We start from the raw sequence: 15,701 nt of genomic DNA on the forward strand, positions 1-15,701 counted from the left end.
CTCCTTACCAAATTCGTCCTGCTAGCATTGTCAGTTTAATAAACGTAAAAACATCATCTTCTCGTATTGCAAAAGGTTCATTAAGTGAATTTAATTGTTCTTCGTTCTGTAATACTAAAAAAAGTTCGTCTTCAAAGGCTTGAAGAACTGTGGATATTGCTTGATCAACAGACTGCGTAGAGGCATTTTTTTTCTCACCAAAATGTACTTTGCCATGCAGCGCTGCATCCTCTAACTGCTGATCAGTTATATAAATATGAAGCGGATTATCCACCGTCTTTTCGTTATAATTAAGAACCTCTTGTGTGACGAGTTGCTTAAGTAAATCTTTTAAAGTATGGACAGGCTCTTCAATAGTGAATGGGATCTTTTGAAGTTTACGCGATTTTTTGCCGATCATTTTTTGTTGGTAAAATAAACGCAACCTAACACCTCCTTACAGTAATTTCATTATACAAGAGAGTAAACGGTGAAAAGAATGAGGCGTTTTACGCTAGTTGTGTAAAAGAAAAATTGGGAAAAGGGTAACAAATAATTTGTTGCGACGACTTATTAGGGAGTGTAGAAAGTGGGGTGAAGTTTTGCATCATGATATTTCAAAAATAGAACATTTGTACGATTGCTATTATCGTGATGTGTATCATTTTGCGCTGTATTATACAAATTGCAAACAAGAGGCAGAGAATATTACGCAAGAAATGTTTTTTTAAGCGATGAAGAAGTTAGACAATTGAAAGGATAAAGATAAAGTGAAAATTTGGATCTTATCAATTGCACGAAATACAGCAGTGGATATACATAGAAGGAAGAAAATAAAGCATCTATTTTATTATTTATAAACCTTTGTCGAACGTGTCATAAATATTATAAGAAAATCAAAGAAAATAAGGTTCATTCGCTAGAATAAGCGGTGAATCCTTTTGTGTTTTAGGGAATCTATTCTTACTGAGCACTGACATCTTTTCATTTCCTAATTCATAAGCTTTACAGGTGTGATTTTATCAAGCTAGAAGGAGGCACTGACATTCAAATACATGTTGTACGGGCAGGGGAGTCCTTATGGGGAATTGCGCAGGCATATGGGACAACAGTTCAAAGTATTGTAGATGCCAATCAAATTCCTGAACCAAACCGATTAGTTATAGGGCAAGCTCTTGTAATACCGATTGTCGGAAATTTCTATTATGTGCAGTCAGGAGATAGTCTATATTCAATCGGCCAACGCTTTGGCATTAATTATTTAACACTTGCTCAGGTGAACAATATTAGTCCGAGTCAACCGTTATCGATTGGTATGCGACTTTATATTCCACCTCAACCAAAAACAAGAGCTGAAACATTGGCATATTTAGAGCCGAGAGGGACATTCGTTAGTGAGGCATTACTAAGTCAAGCAAGAGAAGCGGGTCCATTTTTAACTTATCTAGCTTTATTTAGCTATGAGGCAAGGCGAGATGGAACGCTTAAGGTACCACCGAGTCAAGGTGTAGCGCAAATTGCAAATGATACAGGTGCTTCTCTAGCAATGGTTGTCTCAAATTTGGAGAATTTTAGTTTTAGCGGTGATTTAGCGAGAGATATTTTTCAAAGTACAGCAGTACAGGATTTGCTCTTTAATAATATTCTTGAAGAGGCAAAGCGTTTAGGAACCGTTAAAGATATTCATTTTGATTTTGAAAATTTGCCAGGCGATCAGCGACAGGCGTATAACAACTTTTTAAGGAGAGCGGTGAGTCGATTCCATCCTCAGGGATATACCGTATCGACAGCGCTAGCTCCGAAAACAAGTGCTAGTGAGCGAGGTCCGTGGACGGAGGGGCATGATTATAAAGCACATGGAGAAATAGTGGATTTTGTTATGTTAATGACTTATGAATGGGGCTATTCTGCAGGGCCACCTATGGCAGTATCGCCACTTCCAGAGGTAGAAGCGGTTGTTAAATATGCAGTAAGTGAGATACCTCGGAACAAAATTATACTTGGACAGAATTTGTATGGGTATAACTGGACATTGCCTTTTGTACAGGGGGGTCCTAATGCAGAAGCGGTTAGTCCACAAAGAGCAATCGAGATTGCTAAGAAATATAATGCTGCTATTCAGTTTGATTTAAGATCTCAAGCACCGTTCTTTGAATACTATGATGAGCAAGGTAAAGCACATGTGGTGTGGTTCGAAGACGCCAGATCCATTCAAGCGAAGTTCGATTTAATCAAACGGTACAGACTCCGAGGAGTAGGCTATTGGAAGTTGGGTCTACCATTCCCTCAAAATTGGTTATTAATTGGGGCAAATTTTGATGTAGTAAAGAAATAAGAATCTTAAGGAGCAATCAAATAATTTCGCATTGGCGTAATTGTAGCTGACGCTTCGCTTTCGCGCAGAAAAGATATGTTGCTGTCGCTTCGCTTTCGCACAGAAAAGATATGTTAAATGAAGATAAGATAGCTCTATGTCTATTCTATTTTCTAATAAACATAAATAATCTGAAAATGTCATATCTATTTATGGTAATCTATACTATAATTATGGTAAATGATAATCCAGGAGGGATATTTTGGGAAAATTTAAAAAGTTAGGTATCATACTAACGTCTACTGCATTTTCTGTTAGTGTACTTTCACCAATGGCACAAGCTTCGGCTAATGTAAAAGAACCACAAGAGAGAGTTGCAATTCAAGTTTCTTCAACAGAAACAAAAGTAACAAAAAGTATGCTTATTAAGCAATTGAATACAATATTCCCAGACAAGTTCAATTTTGTAACAGAGAAAGATTTCTCAATGGGGGAAGCGCATTACTATAATGATGACAAAACGATACGCTATGAATTGAACTTTAATAAGACAATCAATGGCAAAGACGTTTCTGGTGATTTTACTTTTAAAGGCGAAGATTTGGAATTAGAAAACTTCTACTATCAGCCTGTCAATATAGCGGAAGCATTGTACCCAGTGAAGTATTCAGAGGGTGAAGCAAAGAAAGTTGCTCAAGACTTCCTAAAGAAATTGCCGAGCACTGCGAATTACAAGCTTCGTGAAGACAATAGATATAGCGACTTTGGTTTTAGTTTTAGTAGACCTTTATCCGAACCAATTTCGTATTCATTCATGTACTCGCCTACACACAATGGTGTGTCACTTAGTAATGAGTTTATCAATATTACAGTTCTAGCAAATGGTGAAGTTACAAGTATGTATCGTTATACTGAGCCAACTAGCAAGGCAACATTTGATAACTTAGATCAGAAAAAGAATGAGTCAGACATCCTTGCACAGGTTCGCGAAAATCTATCAGTTGATTTACGTTATATAGTTGACTATAACTACCAAACAGGCGAAGGTATTGCTAAGCTTGCGTATATGCCACCAACAAGCTTTAATGGTGTACATGCAATAAATGGGCAGTGGAAAACAATGAATGGTTTCACTTCTCAAGTACCGAAGGCAAAAGGTGTAGAAAAACTTGTATCGCAACCACTTGCACCTAAAAAAAATGGTATTACATTAGCAGAAGTTGAAGAGTTAGCTAAGTCTATTTTAAAAGTTGATTCAGACAAAGCAAAGCTACAAATTCATTCGGTTAATGAAAGAGAAAACGAAAATGGCGAAACAATTTATGATGTGAATTATATGTATGATCTCGGTAATTACGGCACAGGCAGTTCACTTGAAGTGAACAAGGCAACAGGTGAGATTACAAACTTCTGGGATACAAGTAGAGAATTCATGCAGACAGATGATAAAGTAGAACCAATTTCAAAAGATGCTGCATTAACAAAAGCAATAGACTATTTAAAAGAGTGGGTTCCGTCATATATTCATAACTATTCAAAACCAATAGAAGATGCAGTATATGATAAAGACAGCAAACAGTATTACTTCTCTTTCCCACGTATTGTCAATGGCATTGCCGTAGTAGGGGATGAAATTTCCGTTGGGATCAGTGCAGATGGGAAATTAAGTGCTTTACATGTTAGTAATCGTAAGATTGATGATTGGCCGTCTGTAAACAAAGCTATTCCTGCTGATAAAGCAAAAGCAATGTTCAATGAGGGGCTAAAATTGGAGCTACAGTATGCAAAACAGGATGGCGAGGATAATCACCACTATGATTTAGTATACTCTCCGGTTTATAATGGAAGCTTGTTCAATATTCTTGATGCAACAACTGGTGAATGGCTTCTAAAAGTTGATGATTCTAAAGAAAAACCAGCCATTTCACATCCAACAGCTGGAGGAGAATTAACTTATTTATTACGCCAAAACGTGTTAGAGGTTAAAGACCCAGCTAACTTTAATGCTGATACAGCCGTAACAAAGGGAGAAGCTTTGAAAATTTTAGTTAAATCATTATCATACGGATATGATTTCGGTCCGTATGGAAGAGATAACGATAAGCAATCCTTCGATAATATTGACAAAAAGCATCCATTATACGGAATCGTTGAACAAGCAGTAAGAATGGGCATTTTACAACCGGCGGATCAATTTGCTGTAGATACAGCATTGACTCGTCAAGAGCTTGCCGAATGGTTAGTTCGTGTATTAAATTTAGAGAGTGCTGCTAAGCATAGTGACATTTACAAATTAAACTTTACTGATGCAAGCTCAATTGACCCAGCGTACGCAGGTTATGTTGCTTTAGCGAGTGCAATGGGACTAATTGATGGACAGCAAAATAAATTCAATGCTACTGAGAAAGTGACATATGCGGATTTGGCTGTATCTACAGTTCGTCTAGCAAAGGCTGCCTTTGAACAAAACAGCAGCGGTCGTCATTACTATTATTAATCGATAATTTATACGTGAAAAGGCATCCTCTAATTTTTGGGGATGCCTTTTTTGTGATTACAGTAAAAAGGTTGCTGATTAGTAGCTTATATGTTACTATTATCTCGAATTAAAGATAAATGAATTCGAAGTAAATAGAAAGAGGGAGTCGTATGAAGGAAGACAATCGTAATTTAAAAGCTTTTACGGTCTTGTTCCGAGCATATCAAACGATTCAAGATGCAACAAAGAGAGATTTACTTCAATACGATTTAAATCAAACGGAATTTTCGGTACTTGAGTTTTTATATCATCATGGTGAGCAACCAATCCAAGTGATTGGAAAGAGAATTTTAATCGCAAGTAGTAGCATTACGTATGTAATTGATAAGCTCGAACAAAAAGGTTTTGTGTATCGACGTGCTTGCCCGAAGGATCGTCGTGTCACGTATGTTTTATTAACATATGAAGGGCAAACGTTGATGGAAGAAATATTTCCGAAGCATGAACAAAAAATTAACGAGATTTTTGAAGTATTAGATCAACAGGAGATGGACACAATGACTCTGTCTCTGAAAAAGGTTGGTTTGAACGCAGTTAATAAATAAAAAATTTTACGTATATATCTCGAAATCGAGATAAATAGGAGGAACATAAAATGAATCATTTAAAAGGAATTCACCACGTTACCGCTATTACAAGTAGTGCGGAAGAGAATTATAAATTTTTTACTTATGTGTTAGGGATGCGATTAGTGAAAAAAACGGTTAATCAGGATGATATTCAAACATATCATTTATTTTTTGCAGATGATAAAGGTAGCGCTGGCACCGATATGACATTTTTTGATTTTCCAAACATTCCAAAAGGTGTGCATGGAACAAATGAAATTTCCAAAACTTCATTCCGCGTGCCAACAGATGCGGCATTGGATTATTGGGTAAAACGTTTCGATCGATTAAACGTTAAACATTCAGGTATTAAAGAGCAATTTGGAAAGAAAACTTTATCTTTCATTGATTTTGACGATCAGCAATATCAACTTATTTCTGATGAAAACAATACAGGTGTTGCATCAGGCACTCCATGGCAAGATGGACCGATTCCTCTTGAATATGCAATTACAGGCTTAGGTCCGGTTTTTGTAAGAGTTGCTAATTTTAAATATTTCAAAGAGATGCTAGAAAAAGTGATGCTCTTTACAGAAATTGCTGAAGAAGGGGATTTCCATCTGTTTGAAGTTGGTGAAGGTGGGAACGGTGCACAAATCGTTGTAGAACTTAACACAGTTTTACCAGTCGCTCGTCAAGGCTTCGGTACAGTACATCATGCTGCATTCCGCGTAGAGGATCGAGCTGTACTAAATGAATGGACTGAACGATTTGAAAGCTTTGGCTTCCATACTTCAGGTTACGTAAATCGTCACTTCTTTGAATCACTTTATGCACGAGTAGCACCACAAATTTTATTTGAGCTAGCTACTGATGGTCCAGGATTTATGGGTGATGAGCCTTATGAAACTTTAGGTGAAAAATTGTCGTTGCCACCATTTTTAGAGCCAAAACGTGCACAAATTGAAGAACTTGTCCGTCCAATTGACACTGTAAGAAGTACGATTACGTTCGATAAAGAATAGGAGTAATACTTTTTATTCCAATCAGACTACTGATTGGAAATTACATACTCTTGGGGGTTAGTAGATGGAATTTGCAAAGCTAATAGATAAGCGCCGATCAGCAAATAACTTTATAGAGGGCATCAAGATGAGCGAAGAAGATATACGTCCCATTTTGGAGGATGTTAAGCTAGCTCCATCCGCCTTTAATTTACAACATGCCGATTATATCGTCGTATTAGATGAAGAAAAAAAAGAAAAAGTAAGAGAAGCAGCATACGGGCAATATAAAGTGCACTCAGCCTCAGCGGTTATCCTTGTTTTAGGAGATAAAGAAGCCTATAAAAATACTGCTAACCTTAATCAAGGGATGGTAGACTTAGGCATTATTAATGCATGTGAATTAGAAAATATCGTTAATGAAAACGCAAAATTTTATGAAGAACGTGGCGAGGAATTTATGAAGGAGGAAGCCATTCGTAACGCTTCACTTTCAGCTATGTTATTTATGCTGGCAGCCAAAAATCGTGGATGGGATACATGTCCAATGATCGGCTTTGATCAACAACAAATGAGAGCTCTTTTTAATGTTCCAGAAACATATGAAATTGCACTAATGATTACTATAGGTAAGGAAAAAGAAGATAGTCGCCGTTTACGTGGTTATCGTAAACCAGTTGAAGAATTTGCAACCTATTATTAGGGCAGTATAAAATAAAACTGTTAACAAATAATAAAATGAATGCACATTTAGGAGGAAACAACGTGAAAGTAGTAGCAATCGTAGGTAGTATCCGTAAAGAATCTTATAATATGCAATTAGCGAAATTTGTTCAAAAGCGTTATGCAGAGAAAATTGATCTTGAAATATTAAGTTTGAACGATTTACCAATGTATAATCAAGATATCGAAAATGAAGCACCGCAAACAGTATTAGATTTTAAAGCAAAAGTAAAAGCGGCAGATGCAGTATTATGGTTAACGCCAGAATATAATGGTACAGTGCCAGGTGTTATGGTTAACGCTATCGATTGGTTATCTCGTGTTGATAAAGTAATGATTGGCAAGCCATCATTCATGATGGGGGCATCAATGGGTAACTTAGGTACCGTTAAAGCACAATTACATTTGAGAGATATTTTATTTTCACCTGGAGTAAATTCACCATTACTTAGTGGTAATGATGTTTATATTGGAGCAGTACACTCTAAATTTGATACAGAAGGCAATTTAACAGATGAAGGTACTATCAAATTCCTTGATGTAGTTATTGATAACTTCTTAAACTGGATGAAAAAATACGTTTAAAAATAAAAAATGCCCCATAAGTATAACAATATACTTATGGGGTATTTTTGGGTTTATTGGGTTTAAGCTAGCGGTTAATGGAGCACATGAGAATCGGCTCATCGGACGCCCATGGGAAAGCGCCCAGTCTGGACGGAAATCAACCCCTATGGTGATAAGCTTTTATTTAATCGGAATTATTTTTAACACTTTTTGAAGGCGGTATGCAAATATACCTGCAAATATAGCTAAAATAATATCCTTTGGCAAAGGAGGCATCATCCAAAGCCATGCTAACTTATAAGTGAAAGCATCAGGAGCACTAGCCCATAACTTGTAGGCAAAGTACATCCAATTCGTTCCTAGTAAGTAATTAATAGCTGTTGCAACTAATGCAGCAACTACATAGCTTTTCTTCGTTCCACTACGTTCTACAATAAGCCCCGCGACAAATGCAGCTAATATGTAAGAAACAATGAAACCAAAAGTAGGGCTTATAATTTGACCAAATCCTCCGTAGAAACGAGCAAATACAGGTGCACCTGCTAAACCTATGCACATATAAACAGTACAAGCGAGTGCCCCTTTTCTACTACCAAGAATAAGTCCTGCTAAAATAGCAAAAAAGGTTTGCAATGTTATAGGTACGCCACCAATCATCATGAAAGGTACTATAGACGTGATATTAGCTCCTATCATCAGCAATGTTGAAAATAGTCCAATGTATGCAAGATCGACTGTTCTTAATTTGTGATGCGTGTGTACTGGAACTGTTGTCATTATTTCACCCCTAAAAAGTAATGTTGATAATAATAGTGTAAAAAAATAAACATTTTGTGTCAACTCGTTGAAAATAATAGTTAACACAAAATATTTATCCTGCTTAATTGTTATTTATAGACTACCGATTAAAATATATGATAGAAACGAATGGTGATGGTACGACTTTTTGTACAATGTGACACTTAAAAGAGAAGTCGATGCAAAGCCGAGGCTGTCTCGAACTGTAAACGAGGAGTTGTTCTATGGTGATTTCGCCCTCTGGAAAGCGCCCAGTCGGAACGGAGATCAACCTCTCACTTTGCCAAAAAGTCATACTAGGCTTTAGCACTCACTCACTCACTCACTCACTCACAATACTTTGAATTAAAATAGAATAAATTAAGATACTGCTTTTAATCCTGCCACACCAATGATAATGGCGATGATACTAATAATTCGAGTCAGGTTTTTAGATTCACCAAAGAATATAATATTCACGAGAACAGCACCAACTGTACCAATACCAACCCAAACGACATAGGCGATGCTTAACTGTAAATAGTTAAAGGATGCATATAATAGTACAAAGGACATCCCAAAGCCGCCTAGATATATTAATAAATTTCGTATGTTTTTTTCCTGACTATAATAGCGTAAACCAACAACACCGACAATTTCTGAAATTGCAGCTAATAAAACAAGTATCCAACCCATTATGCATTAGCTCCTTTCTCTTCAACATGATCTTTTGAAGGGTTATCAGCTAAATTAAGACCAATAACACCCAGTACTAAAATAAACATGAAAATTCCTTTAATAGCATTAAACTCACCGTCAAAAATAAAAATGTCCATTAATGTAGTACCAATTGTACCGACCCCAGCAAAAGTTGCGTAAACCGTTCCTGTAGGTAGGTTTTCGCAAGCCTTCGATAAGAAGTGGAAATCCAATGCAATTAGGGACACAATAATAGCCCAATGCCACCAGGAATCGGCAACATTAAAACCGAATATCCAAAACAATTCAAACAAACTAGTTAATCCAACATAAATCCAATCTTTTTGCATAGTTAAATTCCTTTCTATCATTATGACTGACATTCAGTCATTTTCAACTTAAAAGAGAACGTCACTTATGCGTGACGTAAATCGAGTGCATGATGTAAAAAGTCGAGGAGCTCAAGCTTTTGAAGTCTAATTGTTTCTTCTTCACTGTCGTCATACAAATAAATTTGTTCAGCGGCAGATTCTACTAAACCGATTATAAGTTTAGAAGAACGAGTAGTATTTAGAGAAGCTCGTATCGTTCCTTGTTGTTGAGCTTCAGCTAAGAAATGATTCATCCATTCGTAATAGGGAGCATATATATTTTCCCATTCTTTCATATGCTCAGTTTGTGTAATACCGGCATAGATAAGTGCAAATACATCTCGATATTCCTCTGTTAGAGAAAAAACAATATCTACTACTTTTTCTAGCTGCTTTGCAAAAGGCTCCTGTTTTGAAATACCATCGTTAATAGCAGCAATAATTTTCTCAACCATAACTTTTGCGATGGCTGGCATAACTGAAAGACGTGATGGGAAATAAAGATAAAATGTCCCTTGCGCGATACCTGCAGCTTTTACGATGTCTGAAACCTTTGTCTTCTCAATTCCTTTTTCACGGAAAACTTCAATTGCAGCATGAATTATTTTCTCTTCTTTTGACATGAAATCCCTCGCTTTTGTCCTGCTTATTTAATATGTTACAAAATAGCTGAAATAAAGTCAAAGAAAATGACTGACAATCAGTCATTTTCTTTGTGTATATATGTTTTTTATTTGGGGAACTTTATTCGTGAAAGGATTTGATGAAAATGGAAGAGATAAAGATTGCGCAATTAGATCAACAACAGCTTGAAAAACTTAATGAGCTAGAAAAGAACATGGGAGTGACATTAGTGGCCTATGATTCTTCGACAATGCCAGGACAGGGCTCAGGTGCTTTCGAATCAAACAATAGTACTAACAGCAATCATCCATCATAATTAAGAATAAAATGCCTTGCAGCAATGTGAGGCTTTTTTATGTCATCTAAAAATAGGAGGGAGACAATGATGCAAGATTTCTATGCAGATTTACATATTCATATTGGACGTACTTTAAGTGGACGTGCTGTTAAAATTACTGGCAGTAAAACGTTAACGTTAGCAAGAATTTTAGAGACTTCAAGTGCAAGAAAGGGACTAGATATTATCGGGATTATTGATTGCCATTCACCAGAAGTAATGGATGAAATGGCAGAGATGATAGAACAAGGAGAACTGAAGGAGCTAGAACAGGGAGGGCTTCGTTTTCAAGATACAACACTTATTCCAGGTACTGAAATGGAGATTTATGATCATCATTGCCTTGGACCGATCCATGTCCTGGCCTATTTTCCAACACTTCTGCATATGAGGGAATTTTCAAATTGGATGTCTAATCATATGAAAAATATTCATTTAAGCTCTCAGCGAATTTATTGTGATGGTCGAACATTACAGCAAAAGGTTCATGAATTAGGTGGACTTTTTATTCCTGCTCATGTTTTTACCCCATTTAAAAGTTTGTTCGGTAAAGGCGTACATCATAGTTTAACGGAAGTATTTGACCCTCAGCTTATAGATGCAATAGAGCTTGGTTTGAGCTCCGATACTGAAATGGTGAGTAACATTAAAGAGCTGCAAGCATATACATTTGTCAGCAACTCTGATGCTCATTCACTTGGAAAAATTGCACGTGAGTATCAAAAATTAAGACTATCTCATGCAAATTTTACAGAATTAAAGATGGCGCTTCATGAACAGCAAGATCGAGTAGTAACAGCCAATTATGGCTTAAATCCTTTACTTGGTAAATACCACGAGACTGTCTGCGCGAAATGTGGTGAGCAGCTTAGCAATTCGGCAACAATCTGTACAAACTGTGAAAGTACGCAAATTATTAAAGGAGTTGCAACACGCATTAAGGAACTTTCAGAGCAAGTTACAGATAAACGTGCACGACCACCATATATTCACCAAATACCACCACTAGACTTTATTCCAGGATTAGGGCCAAAAATGATGGAACGATTAGTACAAGCATTTGGTACAGAGATGAACATCTTGCATCGAGTTACGCTAGAACAACTCGAACAAATCGTGCCGCACAAAATTGCCAAGATGATCGATTTAGCAAGAACAGGGCAATTGGCAATTGAAGTTGGTGGTGGCGGTGTTTATGGGAAAGTTCAACTAGAGTAAAACACGATTTTTAGCTCATCATCAAAAGTTGTGGATGACATTTGTTAAAACGTAGGTAGTAAGTTGATGACTGGACGCTCCCAGGAAAGCGCCCAGTCGGAACGGAAATCAACCATACGTTATGATAAAAATCTCAATTTGCCTTATTTAACCCATTTTTATCCTATTTATATTAAAATAGTAATTAGTGAAAATTGGAGGAGTGGGTGTATGCAATTATCAAAGAAATTTCGGTTTTTAGCGGCTAGCGTTCTGGCATTACAGTTAGTAGTACCGATAAGTGTAAATGCTGAGGAACAAAGAGACTACATAGCGCCAAGTTGGGTAGTTCAAGCGGATTATGTAGCACTGGGAGATTCCTTAGCACATGGTATGAATGACGTTGGTATCATCGGGTTAGGTTACACAGATTTTGTTGCACAAGCTTTACAGCAAGATGGTTTCATCGCTTCTTATAATAAAGGATTTGCATATTCAGGCTATACAACGAAAAATATATTAGAAGATATACAAAATAATGTGGAAAAGCCAGTGGTAGGATTCGGTTATCAAAGTGAGAAGGTAAAGCTTCACACATCTATTAAAGAGGCTGAGATTATTACTCTTACCGCTGGCGCCAATGATATAATACCTATTTTAAAAGAGTCTCAGACAACTGGCATTAATGCAGCAGCGATGTTAAAAGCTTCCCAAGAGGCAATAAAAAATATTGCTACTATTTTAGAAGAAGTGAAGAAGCTTAATCCGAATGCTCAAGTTTATGTAATGGGTTATTATAATTCATTTCCGTACTATAGTGAGGATTTACAGACACAATTTAAAATGCTATTAAAGGTTATGAATGCGACGATAAAAACAACTGCTGAAAAAGCGGGTGCCGTTTTTGTACCGACATACGATATTGTAGCAAAAGATATTCCAAGCTATTTACCAAATCCTGAAAATATCCATTTAAGTGAAGCTGGCTATTTAGCAGTAGCGAACGAGGCATTTTTACCAGCGATTAAAGCAAGTTCTTTATGGGATGTATCAAAATTTATTCAAGCAAATATGAAAGATCGTACAACTGTAAAAATAAGCTGGCAGGAAGCGAGAGATAATATAGGTGTCACTAGTTACAACGTATATGTAAATGGAAAACTAACATTTACACAAAATGCTGAGACAACGGCGATAACCTTGGATAATTTAACAGAGAATACAGCATACACGGTAGCTGTTAAAGCGGTTGATGCAGCTGGTAATGAAAGTGTTCAAAGTCCATCAGTTACTTTTACTACAAAGAGAACTTTAAGCTTTACCGATATAGAAAATCATTGGGCAAAGGAGTATATTCTGAAGGCCGCTGAAGAAGGTATTATGAAAGGTTATGCAGATGGTACGTTTAGACCTGAGCAAAATGTTACTCGTGCACAGGCTGCTACGATGCTTGTTAGAAGCCTAGGTTTAACGACGAAGGAACAGGCACCATTTTCAGACATCGCAAGCTATGATGTTGGAACCCAGTCAGAAATTGCAGCCGCTTATGCGTATGGGCTAATTAAGGGAACGGATGGTAATTTTAATCCAGGACAGCCAGTTACTCGCGCTCAATTAGCATTAATGATTAATCGTGCTTATGAACATCAACAAAAGCAACCTTATGCTGTGAAAGGAAAAGCACCATTCTCAGATATTGCCTCTTACAATGAAGAAACAAAACATGCAATAACGATGTTGTATGAACAAGGTATTATTATAGGTAGTGAAGGAAAGTATTTACCAGAGGCTCCAACAAAGCGTAGTCATGCAGCGAAAATATTTATAAATTTTAAAAATCTATTAAAGAAGTAAAATAATTTAAGGTAGGGATAGTAAATTGAAACCTCTACCTTTTGATTTTATATATGTTATTTTTATTGCGATGAATATCTAGTACAAGTTAGGGGCTCACATCAAAAGTTGGAGATGGCAATTGTTAAAATATATACCAAGTGTATAAGTTGATTGGAGTGAAGGCTGGGCGACTCCTCGGGGATAAGCGGCTCATTGGACGCTCCCAGGAAGCTTTGCTCTGCGCGAAAGCGAAGCGACAGCAACAAAATGTTTTAACTGTGCGAAAGCGAAGCGACAGCAACAAAGCGCCCAGTCAGAACGGAAATCAAACCACACTATGTCGATGAACCAAATTAGAATTGTAATAATACTGAAGTGAAAATGGATCAAAAGGAGAATGCGATGCTGTCATTTATTTTATCTGCGAAAAGATTGCTAGTAGGCATGTGGAAGTCATTCAAGCGTCCACAATTTCTATCTTTGTTTACAACATTATTTTTTATCATTCTTTCAGGGACAATGTTTTATAAAGGAACGGAAGGCTGGTATTGGCTTGATGCCATGTATTTTGCAGTAGTGAGTTTAATTCCCACAGGTGTTGAGACGGGACTGTATCCTACTAGTGATTTTTCAAAGATATTTACGATGATTTATTTAACTTCTTTCAGCAAGTCTCCCACCTCAATTGTTGGTGAAACGAATGCGGGTTTAAGTTACTTCTCAGTGGGTGTACAATCAACCGCTGAAAGAAGTTAAAAGCCTCCGGCGGATGTCACGGAAATCGGAAAGGAGTTCTTTGTGCAAGCACAAAGCCGATTCCGGACACAATTATGCCGAGGCATAATTGATTTATTGGAACAGGCGTCATGTTTATTACGCTATTAATGCTCGGCCGATCAATAGTCGATTTTACAATTGAGGAAGAAAAGAAAGAACAAGCAAAAAAACGTCTTAAAAAATAAAAAGAGGGTGGGACAAAACCCTCTTCTGAAAACTAATAAGCCGTTGGAATTTTACGACGTGTAAAATCAGCAATGTAACTTCTATTCGTCGGAATTAAGTTCACCCACACTAGATGTGAAAAAACCCAATAAAAAAGCAATGACCCTTTTTTATAGTTATGATGTAATCACTATAAAAACATAATAACCAACCAAAAGATCATTGCTATGGATAACATTATTTGCTTACAACTAAAGGTTTATAAACTTTCTTGTCAAACAAATACATAATATGGCTAAGTACCAAGAAAAATAATATAAGGCCACCGATGTAGACAAGGGATTTTGCTCCTACCCTGTCATAGTCAAAGAAAAAGTAAGCATAATGTACTGGTTTCCCATCAATTGACGATATATTGTACACATATCCCATTAGACCTGTGATAGTAGCAAATGCCACATATGAGAGCGGGTATATCAAAACATAATATACATCTCGGTATTTTAAATGATTAGATTCTGTAAATAGAAAATAATCTACAAGGCAAAGAATAGGTGTAATCAAATGTACTGCAAGATTATCAAATTTCCAAAGATAAAAACTTCCACCCATTGTAAAGGTAGTAGGAGCAAGAAGCACCCAATAAACGATAAGTGTTAAAAGTAAATCAATTACACATACCATTTCAAAGCGTGGAAAATAGCCAGCACTTCCCGTCTTACCATCATTTATCAATCCCTTAACTGTACGTATAGTAAGTATACTAAACAAGATCAGTGCTAAAAAATTGCTTTGGATAGTATAGTACATAATTGTCTTAAAATTCATATTGCCCGATAGGATGCCCATACGTGATAATAAACCATATAATACAAAAAGAAGGCTACCTATTCTAAATAATAATGCTATAACTCTATTACGTATCATACGATTCCTCCTAATCTATATTAATATCATTTCATCTTAAATTTTTAAATTATAGCATTTTAGCGAAAAAATGTCAAATATTTACCTTTCTTCGGATTTATTTGTAATTTTAGATTGATTGTTACTATTCAGCTTTAATGATATAAGGCCTAGCGTCACTTAATAGGTCTTCCCCTTGATCTGTAATGACCTTAAAACTCCAAAATATGACGCATGTTAAAGTCTGACTACTCCCACAGCTAAAGCAGTGGGGTTCTTATGTACTTAAGAGAAGCGTTACAAAGCTCTCCACAGATGGTGTTGCCATGTCCTGTGTA

At 36.5% G+C, this 15,701-nt stretch carries 17 protein-coding genes; 11 read left to right on the forward strand and 6 right to left on the reverse strand.

Features of this window, described 5'->3' with window-relative positions; all coding sequences use genetic code 11:
• Positions 1-4: 4 nt before the first annotated feature.
• A complete protein-coding gene (locus ACIQ7T_RS26055; protein WP_402874770.1) occupies positions 5-424 on the reverse strand; it encodes a hypothetical protein in 420 nt (139 codons plus the stop codon).
• Positions 425-611: 187 nt separating this feature from the next.
• Here ACIQ7T_RS26055 and ACIQ7T_RS26060 point away from each other — a divergent pair, with 187 nt between their 5' ends.
• The 7 genes from ACIQ7T_RS26060 to ACIQ7T_RS26090 all read left to right on the forward strand — a co-directional run bounded on the left by ACIQ7T_RS26060 (position 612) and on the right by ACIQ7T_RS26090 (position 7,692).
• The gene (locus ACIQ7T_RS26060) at positions 612-710 is read left to right on the forward strand and encodes a sigma factor (RefSeq protein ID WP_402874782.1); all 99 of its coding nucleotides are present in this window, start codon (positions 612-614) and stop codon (positions 708-710) included.
• Between the two features lie 431 nt (positions 711-1,141).
• The gene (locus ACIQ7T_RS26065; protein ID WP_415733231.1) at positions 1,142-2,314 is read left to right on the forward strand and encodes a glycosyl hydrolase family 18 protein; all 1,173 of its coding nucleotides are present in this window, start codon (positions 1,142-1,144) and stop codon (positions 2,312-2,314) included.
• A gap of 241 nt (positions 2,315-2,555) precedes the next feature.
• Positions 2,556-4,790 (forward strand): YcdB/YcdC domain-containing protein, encoded by a 2,235-nt coding sequence (locus tag ACIQ7T_RS26070; protein ID WP_370083163.1) that lies wholly within the window; start codon positions 2,556-2,558, stop codon positions 4,788-4,790.
• 152 nt (positions 4,791-4,942) lie between these two features.
• Positions 4,943-5,377, forward strand: coding sequence for a MarR family winged helix-turn-helix transcriptional regulator (locus ACIQ7T_RS26075; RefSeq protein ID WP_370083161.1), 435 nt, complete (start codon positions 4,943-4,945; stop codon positions 5,375-5,377).
• Positions 5,378-5,427: 50 nt separating this feature from the next.
• Positions 5,428-6,405 carry a ring-cleaving dioxygenase gene (locus ACIQ7T_RS26080; protein WP_402874773.1) on the forward strand — a complete coding sequence of 326 codons (978 nt, stop codon included), beginning with the start codon at positions 5,428-5,430 and terminating at the stop codon, positions 6,403-6,405.
• A gap of 64 nt (positions 6,406-6,469) precedes the next feature.
• The gene (locus ACIQ7T_RS26085; protein ID WP_370083157.1) at positions 6,470-7,087 is read left to right on the forward strand and encodes a nitroreductase family protein; all 618 of its coding nucleotides are present in this window, start codon (positions 6,470-6,472) and stop codon (positions 7,085-7,087) included.
• A 62-nt stretch (positions 7,088-7,149) separates the two neighbouring features.
• Positions 7,150-7,692: an NADPH-dependent FMN reductase gene (locus tag ACIQ7T_RS26090; protein WP_370083155.1), complete on the forward strand. Its 543-nt coding sequence runs from the start codon at positions 7,150-7,152 to the stop codon at positions 7,690-7,692.
• A gap of 162 nt (positions 7,693-7,854) precedes the next feature.
• Here the strand turns inward: ACIQ7T_RS26090 and ACIQ7T_RS26095 are convergent, their stop codons facing one another.
• From ACIQ7T_RS26095 to ACIQ7T_RS26110, 4 genes are all read right to left on the reverse strand, one after another.
• Positions 7,855-8,451, reverse strand: a complete 597-nt coding sequence (locus tag ACIQ7T_RS26095) for a biotin transporter BioY (protein ID WP_370083153.1) — start codon at positions 8,449-8,451, stop codon at positions 7,855-7,857.
• A 381-nt stretch (positions 8,452-8,832) separates the two neighbouring features.
• Entirely contained in the window at positions 8,833-9,147 is a 315-nt protein-coding gene (locus ACIQ7T_RS26100) for a DMT family transporter (RefSeq protein WP_370083151.1), read from the reverse strand.
• The gene (locus tag ACIQ7T_RS26105; protein WP_370083149.1) at positions 9,147-9,500 is read right to left on the reverse strand and encodes a DMT family transporter; all 354 of its coding nucleotides are present in this window, start codon (positions 9,498-9,500) and stop codon (positions 9,147-9,149) included. Before ACIQ7T_RS26105 ends, ACIQ7T_RS26100 begins: the two co-directional genes overlap by 1 nt.
• 65 nt (positions 9,501-9,565) lie before the next feature.
• Positions 9,566-10,144 carry a TetR/AcrR family transcriptional regulator gene (locus ACIQ7T_RS26110; RefSeq protein ID WP_370083147.1) on the reverse strand — a complete coding sequence of 193 codons (579 nt, stop codon included), beginning with the start codon at positions 10,142-10,144 and terminating at the stop codon, positions 9,566-9,568.
• Positions 10,145-10,290: 146 nt separating this feature from the next.
• Between ACIQ7T_RS26110 and ACIQ7T_RS26115 the strand changes: the two genes are divergently transcribed.
• The 4 genes from ACIQ7T_RS26115 to ACIQ7T_RS26130 all read left to right on the forward strand — a co-directional run bounded on the left by ACIQ7T_RS26115 (position 10,291) and on the right by ACIQ7T_RS26130 (position 14,271).
• Complete coding sequence (locus ACIQ7T_RS26115) at positions 10,291-10,461, forward strand: hypothetical protein (RefSeq protein ID WP_370083146.1); 171 nt, start codon at positions 10,291-10,293, stop codon at positions 10,459-10,461.
• 69 nt (positions 10,462-10,530) lie between these two features.
• On the forward strand, positions 10,531-11,700 hold the full coding sequence (locus tag ACIQ7T_RS26120) for an endonuclease Q family protein (RefSeq protein WP_402874788.1): 1,170 nt from the start codon (positions 10,531-10,533) through the stop codon (positions 11,698-11,700).
• A gap of 210 nt (positions 11,701-11,910) precedes the next feature.
• Positions 11,911-13,533: an S-layer homology domain-containing protein gene (locus tag ACIQ7T_RS26125; RefSeq protein WP_370083144.1), complete on the forward strand. Its 1,623-nt coding sequence runs from the start codon at positions 11,911-11,913 to the stop codon at positions 13,531-13,533.
• Positions 13,534-13,917: 384 nt separating this feature from the next.
• Complete coding sequence (locus ACIQ7T_RS26130; RefSeq protein ID WP_370083142.1) at positions 13,918-14,271, forward strand: two pore domain potassium channel family protein; 354 nt, start codon at positions 13,918-13,920, stop codon at positions 14,269-14,271.
• Between the two features lie 423 nt (positions 14,272-14,694).
• Here the strand turns inward: ACIQ7T_RS26130 and ACIQ7T_RS26135 are convergent, their stop codons facing one another.
• Entirely contained in the window at positions 14,695-15,384 is a 690-nt protein-coding gene (locus tag ACIQ7T_RS26135) for a Pr6Pr family membrane protein (protein WP_370083140.1), read from the reverse strand.
• Positions 15,385-15,701 lie beyond the last annotated feature (317 nt).

The sequence above is a fragment of the Lysinibacillus sp. NPDC096212 genome, assembly GCF_044763105.1.
Lineage (GTDB): Bacteria > Bacillota > Bacilli > Bacillales_A > Planococcaceae > Lysinibacillus.